The organism is Pseudomonas sp. XS1P51 (assembly GCF_054897845.1).
This window is the reverse complement of record NZ_CM142707.1, coordinates 6,789,621-6,806,739: the sequence shown is the minus strand read 5'-3', so window position 1 is coordinate 6,806,739 and position 17,119 is coordinate 6,789,621. Positions and strand designations below refer to the sequence as shown.

Below are 17,119 nucleotides of genomic sequence, written 5' to 3'. Positions count from 1 at the left end.
TCAGATCAACCATCGAGACAACGTTGAGTGAACATGGGCGGACTGGAAATAGTTGCAGTGATTGGTCTCGCCACCTTCCAGCAGCAATGAATCCGTCGCCTGCTGGACTGACTGATGACACCCCTGCGATGGGACCACCAGATCGTTGCTGACACCGAAAAAACCATCAATCGCCGAGGCCTTGAGATGAGCCATCAGTCCATCGTCGGCCTGATTACCGTTGTAAGCGGCGCCTACGGTAAACCAGGCTGTTTGACCGTTACCGATGTGTTTGTCCTGGAGCCAAAGACTGGCCGGATCCATATCCTTCAGGCCCGGCAATCCGCCGGTGAGTCCCGCACCAATGATTTTCACAAGGCACAACAACGCTTCCAGCATCACGGTCGTCATGGTGTCAGGCAGGGCATTCAAGCAACTGGTATGCGCATTCAGAAACCTCGTCCAGTGCTGTATATCAGCCAAAGGCGTGCCTTCATTCGGCGTCCCCACCTGACAGACCCGTTCGACTCTGAGCCCCTTTTCCGCTCGACTGACAAGCTCACGCGCGACAAGACCGCCACGGCTGTGACTGACGATATCGAACGTATTTTCCTTCACGACATGAGGTGGCAACTGCTGCAGCAACCAGTCGATATTCTCTTGCAGGCTAGCGGATAAGGAAGGATGAGCCAGTGCCAGGACTCGCCCGTGATAACGCTTTACCATGGCCTGATAGGCGGGGCTTCCCAGCCATCCGGAAAAGCCGACTTGCGGTGTACTGAAAGTGCCATGAATCAGCAAGAGTGCAGGCCCCGGTGTAAACGTTTCCCAGCAAGGCTTGATGAACTCGCCGTCAGATTGCACTTGCAAAAGATCATAGGGACGCTTGCCCGCTTCCCAATGTCTGGTCAGCACTTCGGCGCTGGCATGGGTCAGAGGCGAAATGGCCCAGCAAACAACACTCACCAAACAGCGCATCGTGACGGTCAAGGGGCCTCGTCTCCCGCTGTCAGACTCATCATCTGGGTTGGGCAGGACAAACGCGGATTCCCGTTTCGAATGAGCGACTGGAAACAGCCAGACAGATTGCTGCTGTTCATTGGTATGAAGGGCGGCGTAGCCGAACCCGTCCTGCACCGCGACGATCACTTGTGGATCAGTGCTTCCTTGCCCCCGATTGCCCGATTGTTGCCTGGAATATGACGTTAGCTCTATGTCCAGTTGCCCCATCACCGTTATTTCGGCGTCAGCAGCGATGGTCAAAAGAGACAGCCCTGCCCTCCCGGCGCGAGTCGCAGGGGAAAGATTTTGATTCTTGACCCGACCTCGATAGCCCGGGGCAAACAGGCGGAACGAAGTTCCGGGCAATGGCTCCGGTTGTGGTAATCCGCGTATGGTTATGGTCATTTGAAGGTACTCATCCCGCTGATTTTGGCCGCGACATCCGCAACAATGGGTGCCCATAAAACAGGTATGCCAAACTCGTGATGCTGCCTTTGTCGCGGGCTCCCTCTCTTATCCGACGGAAAGTTTCGCCCACCGTATTACGACCACTCAGTGTGCTTTTGTAGAACGATTTAGCCACCTGAAGCGCCACATCGTCCTTTACTTCCCAAAGCGGCGCGATGAAAGCACTGGCTCCACCTGCGATGACAGCCCCGGGAAATCCACCCAGACACCCCAGCTGTTCGCCGGCAGTCCCCACCTGACAGGCGTTAAGGAATACAGCGGTAAATCGAGGCGTCTGGTTTTTGTACCAGTCGCCAGCAAATCGATAAGGGGAGATGTTGAAACCGTCCTCTAGTCTGAGCCCCTGCATGTCCGGTTCTATATCACTGTAACCATGCAAGGCAACGTGAGCCAAATGCCCCGACGGGCGGGGTTCCAGGTCGAGCCACGCTTTTACTTCAGACTCCCGCGCAACAATAATTTTCGCTTTGTATTTCTGGTGCAGCAGCTCTCTCTCTTGCAACGCGTGCTTGAGTTTAGGCATTGCTCCGCCCTGATAGTCGCCCGCCAGTGCACTAATGAGCTTGATCGATACCTGCGAGACGGGTCCCGGGGAGTTCTCCGCGGTCCACCACCGCCCGATTTGCGCCACTTCACCGAGATATGCAGGGTTCTCCTGCCCAATCTCGTCAGGTGCAAAGGACGCCAACTCCCAAGGCACATAGGGTTCATCGGTCAACAGCAGAATGCTAGGGACTTTACCGTCTGAAAGTGCAGGTAAAAGTACTTCGTTGAGTATTTTTTTTGGGATCAGACGGGTGATTTTTTTACCCATTGCCCGCAATTCTGCCCGGGCGGTGCTTTCGTCATGATCGTCGGTCTGGCTGCACAAATTGGCCAATCGTTTACCAAGTGCTTGCGGATTTTTCAGCGAAACAGAAAAGGGACCCAGCCTTAATTTGGTGCCACGCTTCAGGGCCATCCAGGCAACGCGATCTTCCGTTTCCTTCTGCACCCAGAGAACAATGTCGACCGGTTCAATAGCACCGGCGTCCGCCAGCGGAAATGTACAGGACGATGCAGAGCTCGTTGCGTGCTTCGAGGGCGCCCGGGATGTGGCACTTTCAACGTCCAGTGTTTTCACAATCGCACCGACCAGTTTGTCGCGAAACATATAGTGCGCACGCAGTGTGATTTCCTTCAGACCTGTACCTGGCAGCACCATGAAACGACACTCGGCCGTCATATCAAGCTCAAGTTCGGCCATTGCCTTGCCTTTAATGGCGGCACCTTCGGCGCTCACAACAATCAACAATTTCTCACCAGGCGAGGCGTCCACTATCTTGATCCGCCGCAGCTCATCTGCATCAGCGTCAGGTGATGCAGAAAAACCTACGGTGAAATGTAGAAGCTGCTCGGCACAAGCGACCGTATCAGGCGTGATCCTTGGGTGAGCGATAAACGGCGGGGCAATCTTGCGCGGCGGCGGGGTCTTTCGCGGCATGTCTTCGGAGTAATCACTTGAACGAGGGTTACTGTGTCTGTAGTGAAGCATTGGGCCAGGAGGGTCGTATCGATCCACTCCCGAACGCCAGACGTCGTCCTCCAACAAGGTTTGTTCATCAAATACACCCAGCGTGCGGGTGCCCCTGACGATCACGCATCGATCCGGTAAAAAGTGCGCAGGCATCCGATCGATATCGATAACAGGCACAGACTCGAAACTAAAACCCAAACCGAGGAGAAACGCTCTGAAGGATCGAGGTCGGACGAATCCTTCTCCCCATTCAGAAACAAGTAGCCCGGCCAACTGTCCAGGATCAGCGCGTAGCACGCGCTCCAACTTTCGCCTCTTCGCCACACTATCTGTTACTTGTTCGAGAAACTGTTTGATAAGTTCGCTACGCACCAGCAGGTCGGCGTTACCGTGTGGGTAATACCGTTTGGCGATGATGATGTAATCACCGTTAAGCGCGGATAAGGCAGCCAAAAAGCTGGCGGTGGAATGCTGCCATGACAACCTGCGAAAAGCGCGGCTCAAACCACTCGAATCAATAGACATAGCGCTCCTTGACCAGCGGACACTCGTCAGCCGGCATGCTTAGCGAACCGGAAATGCCCCCTTCCAATCCGCTCGAAGTGAAACTCCTTCAACACTTGGGTGCTGGAACCCGAGAGAGCAACATCCACTACGATTGCCCGTTGAATCCAGCAAGTACATTACAGCACAACATCATATAGCCACCACCCATGACAGTTGCCTGGAAAGTGCTCAGGCAGTTACCCGATGCCCAGCCACAAACAGGCATGGGTACAGGCTTGAATCGAAGTTGCTGCGCTTCGACCCAAGCCCGCCATAATCAGCGGTGTTTACGGAAAACAAACACCAATCCGACGATAATCAGCAGCATGCCAAACATGCTCAATACCGCCAACCGGTTGCCGAAAATCAGGTAGTCCATGACTGCCGTCACCGCCGGCACCAAGTAGAACAGACTGGTGACATTGACCAGATTGCCTCGTGCGATCAGCCGATACAGCAGCAGCGTCGCCAGCACCGACACGACCAATCCCATCCACAACACCGGCACGATGAAACCGGTGCTGTGCTCGAAGTGAAACGGCTGGAACGGCACGAAGATCCCACAAAGCAACAGTCCCGCCAGGTATTGCACCGGCAGCGTGCCGAGGGGATTTTCAGTGATGCGCTTCTGCATGATCGAACCAAACGTCATGCTCGCCAGCGCCAGCAAACCGAAGAGCATGCCGGCCAGTGACATGCCCGCCAGACCGATGCCTTGGTAAACCACCATGATCAACCCGGCCAGGCCCAACGTCAGACCGAACATTCTACTGGTTGATCGCCGACGCTCCATGATCACCACGGTGAGGATCGGTTGCACGCCCATGATCGTCGCCATCACCCCCGGCGTGACCTTCAGGTCCAGGGCCAGCAGATAGAAAATCTGATAAGCCCCCAACAACACCACGCCCGTGGCCATCGCGTACAGCATCGGCTTGCCACCCTTGGGCAGTTTCAACTTGAGCAACGGCACCAACAGCGCCAGACCGCACAACGCGATGGCGAAGCGAAACAACAGGAAGGCAAAGGGTGACGCGTGGGCCAGCCCCCATTTGGAGAATATCGCCCCGCTGCTCCACAGCAGAACGAACAGGCTTGTGGACGCCGCCGCGAGCGCGGACTTTTTCGAAAGGACAAACATGAATACCACCTGTAGTCAGGCAAAAAGCCAACTCAGCCGAAGCTGAAATTCAGTAGTTTTTTCAGGCGAAAGCTTTTTTAAGGGCATGGAAACAGCAGAAGAAAGCTGATCAGCCCGAAATGCCAACGCCTGGCGGTGATACGACTGCGTACACCGGCGTGCTACTGACAGGTGGGGGGTAATGACTGATCTGCACAGGCTGCTGATCCCCGCACGGCACGACGCCAGCGTTGACCGCTGAATCGACTACCGCGTTGATGAGGGGAGCTGGCATGGGCTGATCTTTTTTGATGGGTAGAACGGTGGGTTGGAATCACCGAGCGCCGACTATAACCAGCGCGTGACATGGATTGCAATGACTTGGACAAAGGGCCAGTAACGACAGCCCCAGTGCTGCTCTCTACTCTTGAATGAAACTGGAACGCCCGCTAACGGGGACATGGAATGCAAGAGATCAAATGCCAAGGGAACGGACGCATCTTCGGTATCAGTTGTATAGGTCGAGAGCCAGAAAGCTTGCGTCCACCACCGTCGCTCGGCTGCATCATGAATTGGGGCAAGCCGGGAATGTCGACTTCGACTTGTCCAAGGTTCACTTTGAAGCGATCAACGTGCAAGCTCTGGATGCTTTCTATCACTGGGAAGATCCACATTTTTCATGGAATGAGGTCATTGGATGGAAGACAAGAGAGCCGATGTGTTTCGATCTGGCGATCTGGTTTGATCAGCAGTTATGCGGGCTTTATTTTGCGAACCCGAATCAGAGCCGGCAACGGGTAAAGATCGTGCGTCTAGAAGGCAATTCAGACAAGAATCATCCCCTGAAAAGTCTGATCGCATCACTGACATTGACCGCCGTTACCCACTATGCGCAGATCATAGGAAGCGAGCAAATCGAAATTCAGGAGCCTGTAAAAGGTATAGCGACATATCAGCAACTCGGATTCAAATTCGACTTTGAGGGTCGGCTTGTGATGCTTATGAAGTGTGATTAGCATCGAGCCAACTGTTCATTTAACGAACAACGCTGGAAATTCAATGAAAATTCTCGCTGAAAAAAAAGCTAAAGACAGAGTACCGATCAAGACAAATCGGAAACGTCCTTCCACGGAGTTGCCCGAAAGTGTTTTGCGTCGAATCAGAGAAACGTTGGCAAACCCCGTAGCGGAAGAACCTACCGGAGTTCTCGCAGGCGCGTCGTTTAAATTTTCCTCATAAAAAAACCGCTCCCAACGAGCGGTTTTTTTCATCCGGGAATCAGCCTCAACCAAACAACCAATACCCCAGTAACGCCAGTACCACCACCGCCAACACCGGCCGCATCACACGGTAGGCCTTGGGGTTACGGCGCTTCCACTGCTTGACCACGCCGCTGACCTTGTCACTGGAGTTCTTGCTCCAGGCGTAAGCCCGGTTGATCCCGCCAACCCGTTCGTCATCAAGATTCTGCGGCGCAGTGGCGCGGCCCAAAAAAGCACTGATCGAGCGGTTGATGCGGGTCATGAAGCGGTTGCTCAGCGGTCGCTCGATGTCACAGAACAGGATGACCCGAGTCTTCTCGGTTTCGTTCTTGACCCAGTGCACGTAGGTTTCATCGAACATCACGTCTTCGCCATCGCGCCAGGCGTAAACCTGACCGTCGACAAAGATGCGGCAATCATCGGAGTTCGGTGTCGACAGTCCCAAGTGATAACGCAGGGAGCCGGCGAACGGGTCGCGGTGTGGGTTGAGGTGACTGCCACCCGGCAACAACGCGAACATGGCGCCCTTGACGTTGGGAATGCTGCTGACCAGCGCCACGGTTTTCGGGCACAGCGCTTCAGCCGATGGCAGCGGATTGTCGTACCACTTGAGGTAGAACCGTTTCCAGCCCTTTTTGAAGAACGAACCGAAACCGGCGTCGTTGTTCTTTTCGGCGGCGCGGATGTAACCCTCGTCGAACAGGTGCATCGCTTCGTCGCGGATGACTTCCCAGTTGTCCTTGAGCACGTCAAGTTCGGGGAATTTGCTACGGTCCAGATAGGGTTTGGACGGTACGCTGGAGAACAGGTACATCAACGCGTTGTAGGGGGCGAACAGAGCCGAATGGTTGACGAACTGACGCAGGATCGGCAATCGCGCCTTGCCACGCAAATGCACATAAAGCGTGCTACCGAGAAACAGCAGCAACAGCGACGCCTTCGCGACAAGGGAAAAGGTCATCAACAACTCCTTGATAGTAAACAACTCTGCACAACGCCATTTACCCGACGTGGCAGCCGGCCATGATAAACATTACCGGCCTCGGGAAAAACCCGCATAACCCAACATTCAGTGTTAAGGATTGCGCAATAAAGCACTTCTTAACACAGGGTTCCTGAACGGGGGCTGACCTGAATCACCCCCCTTACATAAGATCAAAGATGCAGCCTGTGGCAGCTCCTACTGCTGGTTCTCCTGCTCGGTAAACAGATCACTGAACAACATGCTCGACAGGTAGCGCTCGCCGGAGTCGGGCAGGATCACCACGATGGTCTTGCCCTGCATTTCCGGGGTTTCTGCCAGGCGAACCGCTACAGCCATGGCGGCGCCACACGAGATGCCGCACAAAATCCCTTCTTCCTGCATCAAGCGCAGGGCCATGGCCTTGGATTCGTCATCGCTGACCAACTCCACCCGATCGACCATCGACAGATCCAGATTCTTCGGCACAAAACCGGCGCCGATGCCCTGGATCTTGTGGGGGCTCGGTTTGATCTCTTCACCGGCCATCGCTTGAGTGATCACTGGCGACACCAACGGCTCCACGGCCACCGAAATAATCGGTTTGCCCTGGGTATTCTTGATATACCGCGAAACCCCGGTAATGGTTCCGCCCGTTCCGACGCCTGCTACCAGTACGTCAACCGCACCGTCAGTGTCGTTCCAGATTTCCGGACCGGTAGTTTTTTCGTGGATGGCCGGGTTGGCCGGGTTTTCAAACTGAGCCGGCATGAAATAGGCAGACGGGTCGCTGGCAACAATTTCGGCGGCCTTCTCGATCGCACCTTTCATGCCTTTGGGCGGCTCGGTCAATACCAGTTCGGCACCCAATGCCTTGAGGACCTTGCGTCGCTCGATACTCATGGACGCCGGCATGGTCAGCATCAGCTTGTAACCACGCGCAGCGGCAACGAACGCCAGACCAATGCCGGTATTACCGGAGGTGGGTTCGACGATAGTCATGCCAGGCTTGAGTTTTCCGGTGCTTTCGGCGTCCCAGATCATGTTCGCGCCAATCCGGCACTTGACCGAATAACCGGGGTTACGCCCCTCGATCTTGGCCAGGATGGTCACACCGCGCGGGGCGATGCGGTTGATCTGCACCAGCGGCGTATTACCAATGGAATGGGCGTTGTCAGCAAAAATACGGCTCATGGCTGGGTCCTTATACAGCGTTGAATAAGCCCTCCACGGTATGCCTGTTGCTCGTGGTCGTCCAGTCAGTCGAACGTCCGGTGCCCCCCGCAGTCAATGGCTTTACATCGCCAGAGATTTGCCATCATGAAACGTCGATACAGTTGGCCCCTGTGGACGCTTGCCGGTCTCGTTGTGCTACTGATTGCCCTGAATATTGCCCTGCCCTACATGGTGCGCGACTACCTGAATGACAAGCTGGCGGACATGGGCGACTACCGTGGCCAGATCACTGACGTGGACCTGGCCCTGTGGCGCGGTGCCTACAAAATCAATGGCCTGAAAATCGTCAAGGTCGACGGCAAGGTCCCGGTGCCCTTCGTCAACGCACCGCTGATCGACCTCTCCGTCAGTTGGCATTCGCTGTGGTACGACCACGCGGTCGTGGCCGAGGTGCAGTTCATCAACCCCGAGGTGAACTTCGTCGACGGCGGCGCCAACAAGCAAAACTCCCAGACCGGTCAGGGCACCGACTGGCGGGCGCAACTGGGCAAGTTGCTGCCGATAACCTTGAACGAAGTGCGCATCAACGATGGCAAGATCAGCTTTCGAAATTTCAATTCCAAACCACCCGTTAACATGAACGCTACCCAGGTCAATGCCAGTATTTACAACCTGACCAACGTGGTCGACACCGAAGGCAAGCGCGATGCTCGCTTCGAAGGCAAGGCGTTACTGCTGGGGCATGCACCCTTGGAAACCACGGCGACCTTCGATCCATTGAGCAATTTCGAAGACTTCGAATTCCGGCTGCGGGCCAGGGACATCGAACTCAAACGCATGAACGACTTCGCCTCGGCCTATGGCAAGTTCGATTTCAATGCTGGTCACGGCGATGTGGTGATTGAGGCGCAGGCCAAAAAAGCTCAATTAACGGGATACATCAAGCCGCTGCTGAAGGACGTCGACGTGTTCAACTGGCAGCAGGATGTAGAGAACAAGGACAAAGGACTTTTCCGCTCCATTTGGGAGGCCATTGTCGGCGGCACCGAAACCGTGCTGAAAAACCAGGGCAAGAACCAGTTTGCGACTCGCGTTGAATTGAGCGGCAACGTGCATCGACAAGATGTCAGCGCGTTCCAGGCGTTTTTGCAGATTTTACGTAATGGTTTCGTCCAGGCGTTCAATGCCCGATACGAGCGGCCCAAGCCGGATGCCGGTTAAGGCTTATGTGTGACGGTATAGCGACCGGTTTCTTCCGCCGCCCGTGCCGGTCTCGATTGCTGCTGCAGGAAGTCCCAACCCAGACAGGCCAGTGCCAGCGATCGGGGCACTGCTTCACGGCCACTGCTGTAGCGGGAGATGCTTCGGGCACTGACACCCAGCGCCTCGGCCGCCTGATTGAGCGGTAACCCGGTGCGAGCGCGCCAGTCAATGAAGATCCGGGTGTTTTCATCCGAGGCATTTTGCGCCAGAACATCCAGATACAGGGTGTCGGCGCCAATCTGGATGTCCAGTTCAGGCCACTCGACGCTCCAGCCATCGTCGCCCAGGGTTGCACTGTGGAAAGCGCGATCCTCCAGCAGTGGCTGTAACCCTGGAAAGGCGTGCAAATCGCGACTCAAATCGAGAGTGAGCTGCTGACCGTCGATAAAGGTCAGCGCCAGGCGGTAATCCGGCAACGCCTGCACAGCCGACAGCCGTGGTCGTTTCATGGGTAACATCGTTTCCAGTCCTCCAGCAATTGCACTTGATGCGCCCTGACCCACTCCAGCGCTTCCTTGATTATCAGCGGTGGCGCCTTGCCCACCATCACTTCGGCGGTTTCCAGGCTGAGCATCACATCGAGCCCGCCACCGGTCAGGTGGACATGGGGTGGCGGATGATCCTTCTCGCGCAACTGAATGCGGTACGTATCGCGAAATCGGTATTTAGTAGACATGCCTGGCAAGCTATCGCCAAAATGGCGATAGCTCAATACTGGCCAGCCGCCGAGACTGAGTCAAGATGTGACGCCCCATTCAGAGACTGAATAAGCCGTCTGCGTTCACAGTCGACCGGGCAGCGCGTTATAGTCGGGTACTACAATTACTGCACCCCGCCCTGCCTCGTTCAGGACGGCGTTACCGTTCGAGGATTAGCAGATGAAGTTCGAAGGCACCCAGGCCTATGTCGCCACCGATGACCTGAAGCTGGCGGTCAACGCCGCCATCACCCTGGAGCGTCCGTTGCTGGTCAAGGGCGAGCCGGGCACCGGCAAGACGATGCTCGCCGAGCAACTGGCCGAGTCCTTCGGCGCCAGGCTGATTACCTGGCACATCAAGTCCACCACCAAGGCGCATCAGGGCCTGTACGAGTACGACGCGGTCAGCCGCCTGCGGGACTCGCAACTGGGTACCGAAAAGGTCCACGACGTTCGCAACTACCTGAAGAAGGGCAAGCTCTGGGAAGCCTTCGAGTCCGAAGAGCGGGTGATCCTGCTGATCGACGAAATCGACAAGGCCGACATCGAGTTCCCTAACGACCTGCTGCAAGAACTCGACAAGATGGAGTTCTACGTTTACGAGATCGACGAGACGATCAAGGCCAAGAAACGCCCGATCATCATCATTACCTCCAACAACGAAAAAGAGCTGCCGGACGCCTTCCTGCGCCGTTGCTTCTTCCATTACATCGCCTTCCCGGATCGCGTCACGATGCAGCGGATCGTCGACGTGCATTACCCGAACATCAAGAAAGACCTGGTCAGCGAAGCACTGGACGTGTTCTTCGACGTGCGCAAAGTGCCGGGCCTGAAGAAGAAGCCATCGACCTCCGAACTGGTGGACTGGCTCAAACTGCTGATGGCCGACAACATCGGCGAAGCGGTGCTGCGCGAACGCGATCCGACCAAGGCCATTCCGCCGCTGGCCGGCGCCCTGGTGAAGAACGAACAGGACGTGCAATTGCTTGAGCGCCTGGCGTTCATGAGCCGTCGCGGTTCTCGCTAAGTATCGATAAGGGCGATCGCCATGCTGCTCAACCTGTTCAATGAAATGCGCGCAGCCAAGGTGCCGGTCTCGGTGCGTGAGCTGCTGGACCTGATCAACGCGCTGAAACAGCGCGTGGTCTTCGCCGACATGGACGAGTTCTATTACTTGTCCCGGGCGATTCTGGTGAAGGACGAAAAGCATTTCGACAAGTTCGACCGGGCCTTCGGTGCTTACTTCAATGGCCTGGAAAAACTCGACGATCACCTGCAGGCGTTGATTCCGGAAGACTGGCTGCGCAAGGAATTCGAGCGTTCCCTGAGCGATGAAGAGCGGGCGCAGATCCAGTCTCTCGGCGGCCTGGACAAGCTGATCGAAGAGTTCAAGAAGCGTCTGGAAGAACAGAAAGAGCGTCATACCGGCGGCAACAAATGGATCGGCACCGGCGGCACCAGCCCGTTCGGTTCCGGCGGCTTCAACCCGGAGGGCATTCGGGTCGGTGATGCCGGGAAACGCCAGGGCAAAGCGGTCAAGGTCTGGGATCAGCGCGAGTACAAGAACCTCGATGATTCGGTGGAACTGGGCACGCGCAACATCAAGGTTGCCCTGCGCCGGCTGCGCAAATTCGCTCGTCAGGGTGCGGCGGAAGAGCTCGACATCGATGGCACCATCGACCACACCGCGAAAGATGCCGGGTTGCTGAACATCCAGATGCGGCCGGAGCGGCGCAACACCGTGAAGTTGTTGCTGCTGTTCGACATCGGCGGCTCGATGGATACGCACGTGAAGATCTGCGAGGAGTTGTTCTCGGCCTGTAAGACCGAGTTCAAGCACCTGGAGTACTTCTACTTCCACAACTTCATTTATGAGTCGGTGTGGAAGAACAACATGCGCCGCACTTCCGAGCGCACCTCGACCCAGGACCTGCTGCACAAGTACGGTGCCGACTACAAAGTGATCTTCATTGGCGACGCCGCCATGGCGCCTTATGAAATCACCCAGGCCGGCGGCAGCGTCGAGCATTGGAACGAAGAAGCGGGTTATGTGTGGATGCAGCGTTTCAAGGAGAAGTACAAGAAGCTCATCTGGATCAACCCGTATCCGAAAGACACCTGGGGCTATACCTCGTCGACCAACATCGTGCGGGATTTGATTGATGACCAGATGTACCCGTTGACGTTGCGGGGGCTTGAGGAAGGGATGCGGTTTCTTTCCAAGTAACCGCTTGACGGCCTAAAAGATCGCAGCCTTCGGCAGCTCCTGCACCGATCTCTGTAGGAGCTGCCGAAGGTTCGGGCCGCGTTCGGACGATCTTTTGATCTTCACCTGAATCGCCGCAAATACTCGACCTGCTCCCGATGCGCTACATCCTGCACCACCGGCTTCAACCTCACCGTTGCCCCTGGCAAACACTGCGCCAACCGAGCCAACGCCAACGGCGTCAACGCCCCCAACCGCGGATAGCCGCCAATGGTCTGCCGGTCATTGAGCAACACAATCGGCTGCCCATCCGGCGGCACCTGGACCGCGCCCAGCGGGATGCCTTCGGAAATCATCGGTTTGCCCTGGTACTGCAACGCCGTCCCCAGCAAGCGAATACCCATGCGATCGGCACGGCTGTCGAGGGTCCAGGCACGGTTAAATGCGTCGTACAAACTCTGGCCGCTGAACTCACCGATCTGCGCACCCAACACCAGCTCCAGCGGCGGGCTGGATTTGAAATCCGGTACCTGATCGCGCGGCAACTCCCGCAGCAGTAGCAACGAGTTCCCCGAGTAGCTCAACGACGCTCCTTTGGCCAACGCCCGGCCCATGCCATCCAGGCCACCGAGTTCCTCACGGACCACGGTCGAGCTGCTGCCCAATACCTTTGGCGCATCAAATCCGCCCGGTGCAGCCAGATAAGCCCGAGCACCCAGCAACGGCTGAGTGAACTGCAATCGCTGCCCCTTGTTCAGCCTGAAACTGCGCCACGGCGCCAACGCTTCGCCATCCACTTGCGCGCCCAGATCCGCCCCGGCCAGCGCCAGCACGCAATCGTCCTCGGCCACCACTGTAAACCCGCCCAGGGTGATTTCGATCACGGGTGCATCCAGTCCGTTACCCAGCAGCCAATTGGCCCAGGACATCGATCGCCAATCCAGTCCGCCGCCCTGGGTCACGCCCAGATGCCGCACGCCGAAACGACCGGCGTCCTGCAACAGGCACAGCGGCGTACTCGCTTCAATCGATAGACGGCTCATGCCTGCGCCTCCAATGGCGTGTCGTCACCGCCCAGGTTGATGAACTCGGCATGGCTGACTGCTTCGAAGCGCACCGTATCGCCCGGTTGCATCAGGCTGTAGCCGTCACGTTCGCGGTCGAACAGTTTGGCCGGGGTGCGGCCGATCAGGTTCCAGCCGCCGGGGGACACCACCGGATAGGCAGCCGTCTGTCGTTCCGCGATACCGACACTGCCGGCGGCGACTTTCTTGCGCGGGGTGTTCAGACGCGGCGCAGCCAGCACTTCTTCCACCAGCCCCATGAACGCGAAACCCGGGGCGAAGCCCAACGCGAACACCTGATACTCGCGCTCGCTGTGGCGGCGAATCACTTCATCCACCGCCAGCCCGCTGCGCTGAGACAACAGGCTCAACTCCGGACCGACACTCACGTCATACCAGACCGGCAGCACATGGCATTTTCCACGGGTGCCAGCGTTGGGCGACAGATCGATCAAGGCTTCGGCGATCAGTTCCCGCGCCTGAACCGGGCTCAGCGCCGTCAGGTCGTAATGCACCATCAACGTCGTATAAGACGGCACCAGATCAATCAGATGCCCGGCGAACGCAGCACGCAGATTCTCGCTGGCAGCGAGCATCCACGGCATGTTCGCTTCGGCAATTTCATCGAACAGACGCACCATCAGGCAATCCAGCGCCACCACTTCCACCCGAGGTTTCATGGTGCGCTCTGCTGGTCGAGGGCTTCGCGAATCCGTCGCACGGCCGCCACCGAACTGGCGTTGTCGCCGTGCACGCAAAGGGTGTTGGCCTGCAAGTGCAAGCTGCTGCCGTCGCTGGCGATGAGGTTGTCGCCACGGGCGATCGTCAGCGCTTGCTCGATAATTTTTTCCGGATCGTGATGCACCGATCCCGGCAGTTGCCGCGAGACCAGCATCCCGGCGCTGTCGTAGGCGCGATCGGCGAAAGCCTCGAACCACAGGGTCACGCCGTATTCATCGCCCAATTGCTGCGCGGCGCTGTTGTCGCGAGTGGCCATCAGCATCAGCGGCAACGTCCGGTCATAAGACGCCACGGCTTGCAGCACTGCGCGCAATTGCGCCGGGTTGGCCATCATGTCGTTGTACATCGCACCGTGGGGTTTGACGTAACTGACCCGCCCGCCCTGCGCCCGGCAAATGCCGTCGAGGGCACCAACCTGGTAATGCACAATGTCCTGAAGTTCCTGGGCGGTGTAGGTCATGGAGCGGCGGCCGAACCCCACCAGATCCTGATAGGCCGGATGCGCCCCGATCTGCACGCCATTGCTCAGGGCCAGGCTGACGGTCTTGCGCATGATGCTCGGGTCGCCGGCGTGGAAGCCGCAGGCGATGTTGGCGCAGTCGATGAAGGGCATGACCTCGGCGTCCAGACCCATGGTCCAGTTGCCGAAACTCTCGCCGATGTCGCAGTTCAATAGCAGGCGGCTCACGGTGAACACTCCTGTAGCTTCTTGTCTTTTTAACTGTGGGACATATTTGTAAGAATAGGCCCGCAGATTATCAGTTACTCGGCGTCGAGTTGCTTGCCACGGGTTTCCGGCAAGCTCAGCGCCGCAAGGATCACCACCCCGTAGGAAACCGCCGCAAAAGCCCCGATGCCTACGCTCAGTGGTACCGTCTGACTGAGCAAACCAATCAGCAGCGGGAACAACGCCGCCAGCGCCCGGCCGATGTTGTAGCAAAAGCCCTGGCCCGAGCCGCGAATCCGCGTCGGAAACAGCTCGGTCAAAAACGCCCCCATGCCGCTGAAAATCCCCGAAGCAAAGAAGCCCAAGGGAAAGCCCAGCCACAGCATCACGCCGTTGCTGACCGGCAATTGGGTGTAGAGCAAAACGATGGTGAACGAGCCGACCGCGAACAGAATGAAGTTCTTCTTGCGACCAAGGATGTCCGTCAAATACGCGCTGATGACGTAGCCGACGTAGGAACCGACGATCACCATCGCCAGATATCCGCCCGTGCCGAGTACGCTCAAACCGCGCTCGTTCTTCAGAAACGTCGGCAGCCATGAGGTGATTGCGTAGTAACCGCCCAGCGCGCCGGTGGTGAGCACCGAAGCGCGAATCGTGGTGAAGAGGATGCCGGGGGCAAAGATCTCGTAGACCTTCGCCGGGTTGCTCGGTTCCTGCTTGGCCTTGGCTTCGCGGTAGATCTCCGGGTCCTTGACCAGACGGCGGACGAAGATCACGAAAATCGCCGGCACGATGCCCAGGATAAACAGTGCACGCCAGGCGTCTTCCGGTGGCAATACCGAGAACAGCAGCGCATACAAAATCGCCGTCAGTCCCCAACCCAGTGCCCAGCCCGATTGCACCATGCCCACCGCCTTGCCACGGTCCTTGGCGCGAATCACTTCGCCCATCAGCACCGCGCCGGCGGTCCACTCGCCACCGAAACCGAAGCCCATCAAGGTGCGGCTGATCAGCAGTTGCTCGTAGTTCTGGGCGAAGCCGCAGAGGAAGGTGAAGAAGGCAAACCAAAGCACCGTCAGTTGCAAAGTGCGCACGCGACCGATACGGTCGGAAAGAATCCCGGCCACCCAACCGCCGATGGCCGAGGCGATCAGTGTGCTGGTATGGATCAACCCGGCTTCACCCGTGGTAATGCCCCACATGGCAATCAGGGTCGGCACCACGAAACTGAGCATCTGGGTGTCCATGCCGTCCAGGCCATAGCCGATCTTGCAGCTCCAGAAGGTGCGGCGTTCCTGCTGATTGATGTTGCGGTACCAGTCGAAAGGTCCCGGACGAGCCGTGGCCTTGGGGATGTCGAGCGTGTCGGGCGCACTCATGGCAAATCTCCGCGCAAATTTTATTGGTATTGTTCTGAGCCCCGACGACGCCTATCGTGGGAACCGGATGCCCTGATTTTTGGGCGCCCGGCCCTGCTACGTCCAACTAATAAAACCCCGCCTTAGGCATAAGAAAAACTTTATCCCATGAACCTGAAGTTTCTTGAGACCTTTGTCTGGGTCGCCCGACTCAAGAGTTTTCGCCTGACGGCGGACAAGCTCTTCACCACCCAGGCGTCGATTTCCAGCCGCATCGCGGTGCTCGAAGGCGAGCTCGGGGTGAAGCTGTTCCTGCGCGATTCACGCGGTGTGAGCCTGACGCCGGAAGGCTTGAAAGTGCTCGAATACGCCGAACAAATGATGGACACCATGCAGGCCCTCAAGCAGTCGATCGAGACGCGCTCGAGTAAGGTCGGGCGGGTGCGCATCGGTGTGATGGACACGGTGATCCATACCTGGCTCAGCCCGCTGGTGGCGCAGATGATGGACCACTATCCGCGGGTGGAAATCGAGCTGGTGGCCGATACCGCGCTCAATCTCTGCGATCAACTGCAAAAAGGCTTTCTCGATCTGATCCTGCAAACCGATCTGCTGCGCCAGGAAAGCGTGCGCAGCCTGGAACTGGCCAGCCATCCGATGGGCTGGATCGTTGCCAGCAATTCGATCTACAACCGCGAATATTCAGGCATCACCGATCTGGCTCGCGAGCGGATCATTACTTACTCGAAGAACTCACATCCGCATCAGGACATCCTCGCGCTGATGCAGGCTAATGGCGTCATGACGCCACGACTGAATTGCGTGAACTCGGTGTCGGCGATTACCCGCCTGTTGCGCGATGGCTTCGGTATCGGCGCGTTGCCGCCGGTGCTGGTGGCCGAGGAACTGGCGCGCGGGGAACTGACCTTGCTGGCCATCGATCAGCGCCCGCCTGATTTGCAGGTGGTGGTGTCGTGGCGAGTGGGTGTGGAGTGGGTCGAGGAGATTGTTGCGTTGTGTCAGCAGGTGTTGGAGGGGTATGCGCGCAAGGTGGGTGACGATTACATCATTTTGAGTAAACCGTGAATTG

General features: G+C 57.4%; 16 protein-coding genes. 5 read left to right on the top strand and 11 right to left on the bottom strand.

The features are described from left to right. The 3 genes from ACYZUD_RS31515 to ACYZUD_RS31505 all read right to left on the bottom strand — a co-directional run bounded on the left by ACYZUD_RS31515 (nt 1) and on the right by ACYZUD_RS31505 (nt 4,652). Nucleotides 1-1,386 carry an esterase/lipase family protein gene (locus ACYZUD_RS31515; RefSeq protein WP_462021693.1) on the bottom strand — a complete coding sequence of 462 codons (1,386 nt, stop codon included), beginning with the start codon at nt 1,384-1,386 and terminating at the stop codon, nt 1-3. Nucleotides 1,387-1,396: 10 nt separating this feature from the next. Continuing rightward, complete coding sequence (locus ACYZUD_RS31510; protein WP_462021692.1) at nt 1,397-3,490, bottom strand: CHAT domain-containing protein; 2,094 nt, start codon at nt 3,488-3,490, stop codon at nt 1,397-1,399. Nucleotides 3,491-3,788: 298 nt separating this feature from the next. Further along, nucleotides 3,789-4,652, bottom strand: a complete 864-nt coding sequence (locus ACYZUD_RS31505) for a DMT family transporter (protein ID WP_462021691.1) — start codon at nt 4,650-4,652, stop codon at nt 3,789-3,791. Nucleotides 4,653-5,110: 458 nt separating this feature from the next. Here ACYZUD_RS31505 and ACYZUD_RS31500 point away from each other — a divergent pair, with 458 nt between their 5' ends. Continuing rightward, nucleotides 5,111-5,647, top strand: a complete 537-nt coding sequence (locus ACYZUD_RS31500) for a hypothetical protein (RefSeq protein ID WP_462025137.1) — start codon at nt 5,111-5,113, stop codon at nt 5,645-5,647. Between the two features lie 268 nt (nt 5,648-5,915). Here the strand turns inward: ACYZUD_RS31500 and ACYZUD_RS31495 are convergent, their stop codons facing one another. Next, nucleotides 5,916-6,854, bottom strand: a complete 939-nt coding sequence (locus tag ACYZUD_RS31495; protein WP_462021690.1) for an aspartyl/asparaginyl beta-hydroxylase domain-containing protein — start codon at nt 6,852-6,854, stop codon at nt 5,916-5,918. 219 nt (nt 6,855-7,073) lie between these two features. Continuing rightward, a complete protein-coding gene (gene cysK, locus ACYZUD_RS31490) occupies nt 7,074-8,048 on the bottom strand; it encodes a cysteine synthase A (protein ID WP_462021689.1) in 975 nt (324 codons plus the stop codon). Nucleotides 8,049-8,174: 126 nt separating this feature from the next. On the opposite strand from cysK, the gene ACYZUD_RS31485 reads away from it, so the two are divergent. Next, nucleotides 8,175-9,251, top strand: a complete 1,077-nt coding sequence (locus ACYZUD_RS31485; protein WP_462021688.1) for a DUF748 domain-containing protein — start codon at nt 8,175-8,177, stop codon at nt 9,249-9,251. On the opposite strand, the gene ACYZUD_RS31480 is transcribed toward ACYZUD_RS31485, so the two are convergent. Together ACYZUD_RS31480 and ACYZUD_RS31475 are read right to left on the bottom strand one after the other, a co-directional pair. Next, nucleotides 9,248-9,751, bottom strand: coding sequence for a DUF2442 domain-containing protein (locus tag ACYZUD_RS31480; protein ID WP_462021687.1), 504 nt, complete (start codon nt 9,749-9,751; stop codon nt 9,248-9,250). The two genes, ACYZUD_RS31485 and ACYZUD_RS31480, sit on opposite strands and share 4 nt — an antisense overlap. Continuing rightward, complete coding sequence (locus ACYZUD_RS31475) at nt 9,739-9,969, bottom strand: DUF4160 domain-containing protein (RefSeq protein ID WP_462021686.1); 231 nt, start codon at nt 9,967-9,969, stop codon at nt 9,739-9,741. Before ACYZUD_RS31475 ends, ACYZUD_RS31480 begins: the two co-directional genes overlap by 13 nt. A gap of 202 nt (nt 9,970-10,171) precedes the next feature. Here ACYZUD_RS31475 and ACYZUD_RS31470 point away from each other — a divergent pair, with 202 nt between their 5' ends. Beyond that, nucleotides 10,172-11,017 (top strand): AAA family ATPase, encoded by an 846-nt coding sequence (locus tag ACYZUD_RS31470; protein WP_462021685.1) that lies wholly within the window; start codon nt 10,172-10,174, stop codon nt 11,015-11,017. A gap of 21 nt (nt 11,018-11,038) precedes the next feature. After that, a complete protein-coding gene (locus ACYZUD_RS31465; protein ID WP_462021684.1) occupies nt 11,039-12,217 on the top strand; it encodes a vWA domain-containing protein in 1,179 nt (392 codons plus the stop codon). Nucleotides 12,218-12,318: 101 nt separating this feature from the next. Here ACYZUD_RS31465 and ACYZUD_RS31460 read toward each other — a convergent pair whose 3' ends face one another. The 4 genes from ACYZUD_RS31460 to ACYZUD_RS31445 all read right to left on the bottom strand — a co-directional run bounded on the left by ACYZUD_RS31460 (nt 12,319) and on the right by ACYZUD_RS31445 (nt 16,050). After that, a complete protein-coding gene (locus ACYZUD_RS31460) occupies nt 12,319-13,239 on the bottom strand; it encodes a 5-oxoprolinase subunit C family protein (protein ID WP_462021683.1) in 921 nt (306 codons plus the stop codon). Further along, entirely contained in the window at nt 13,236-13,940 is a 705-nt protein-coding gene (locus ACYZUD_RS31455) for a 5-oxoprolinase subunit B family protein (RefSeq protein WP_462021682.1), read from the bottom strand. The genes ACYZUD_RS31460 and ACYZUD_RS31455 overlap by 4 nt, the downstream gene beginning before the upstream one ends. Then, the gene (locus ACYZUD_RS31450) at nt 13,937-14,689 is read right to left on the bottom strand and encodes a 5-oxoprolinase subunit PxpA (protein ID WP_462021681.1); all 753 of its coding nucleotides are present in this window, start codon (nt 14,687-14,689) and stop codon (nt 13,937-13,939) included. The genes ACYZUD_RS31455 and ACYZUD_RS31450 overlap by 4 nt, the downstream gene beginning before the upstream one ends. 74 nt (nt 14,690-14,763) lie before the next feature. After that, entirely contained in the window at nt 14,764-16,050 is a 1,287-nt protein-coding gene (locus ACYZUD_RS31445; RefSeq protein ID WP_462021680.1) for an MFS transporter, read from the bottom strand. Nucleotides 16,051-16,197: 147 nt separating this feature from the next. Between ACYZUD_RS31445 and ACYZUD_RS31440 the strand changes: the two genes are divergently transcribed. Next, a complete protein-coding gene (locus ACYZUD_RS31440) occupies nt 16,198-17,115 on the top strand; it encodes a LysR family transcriptional regulator (protein WP_462021679.1) in 918 nt (305 codons plus the stop codon). Nucleotides 17,116-17,119: the final 4 nt, after the last annotated feature.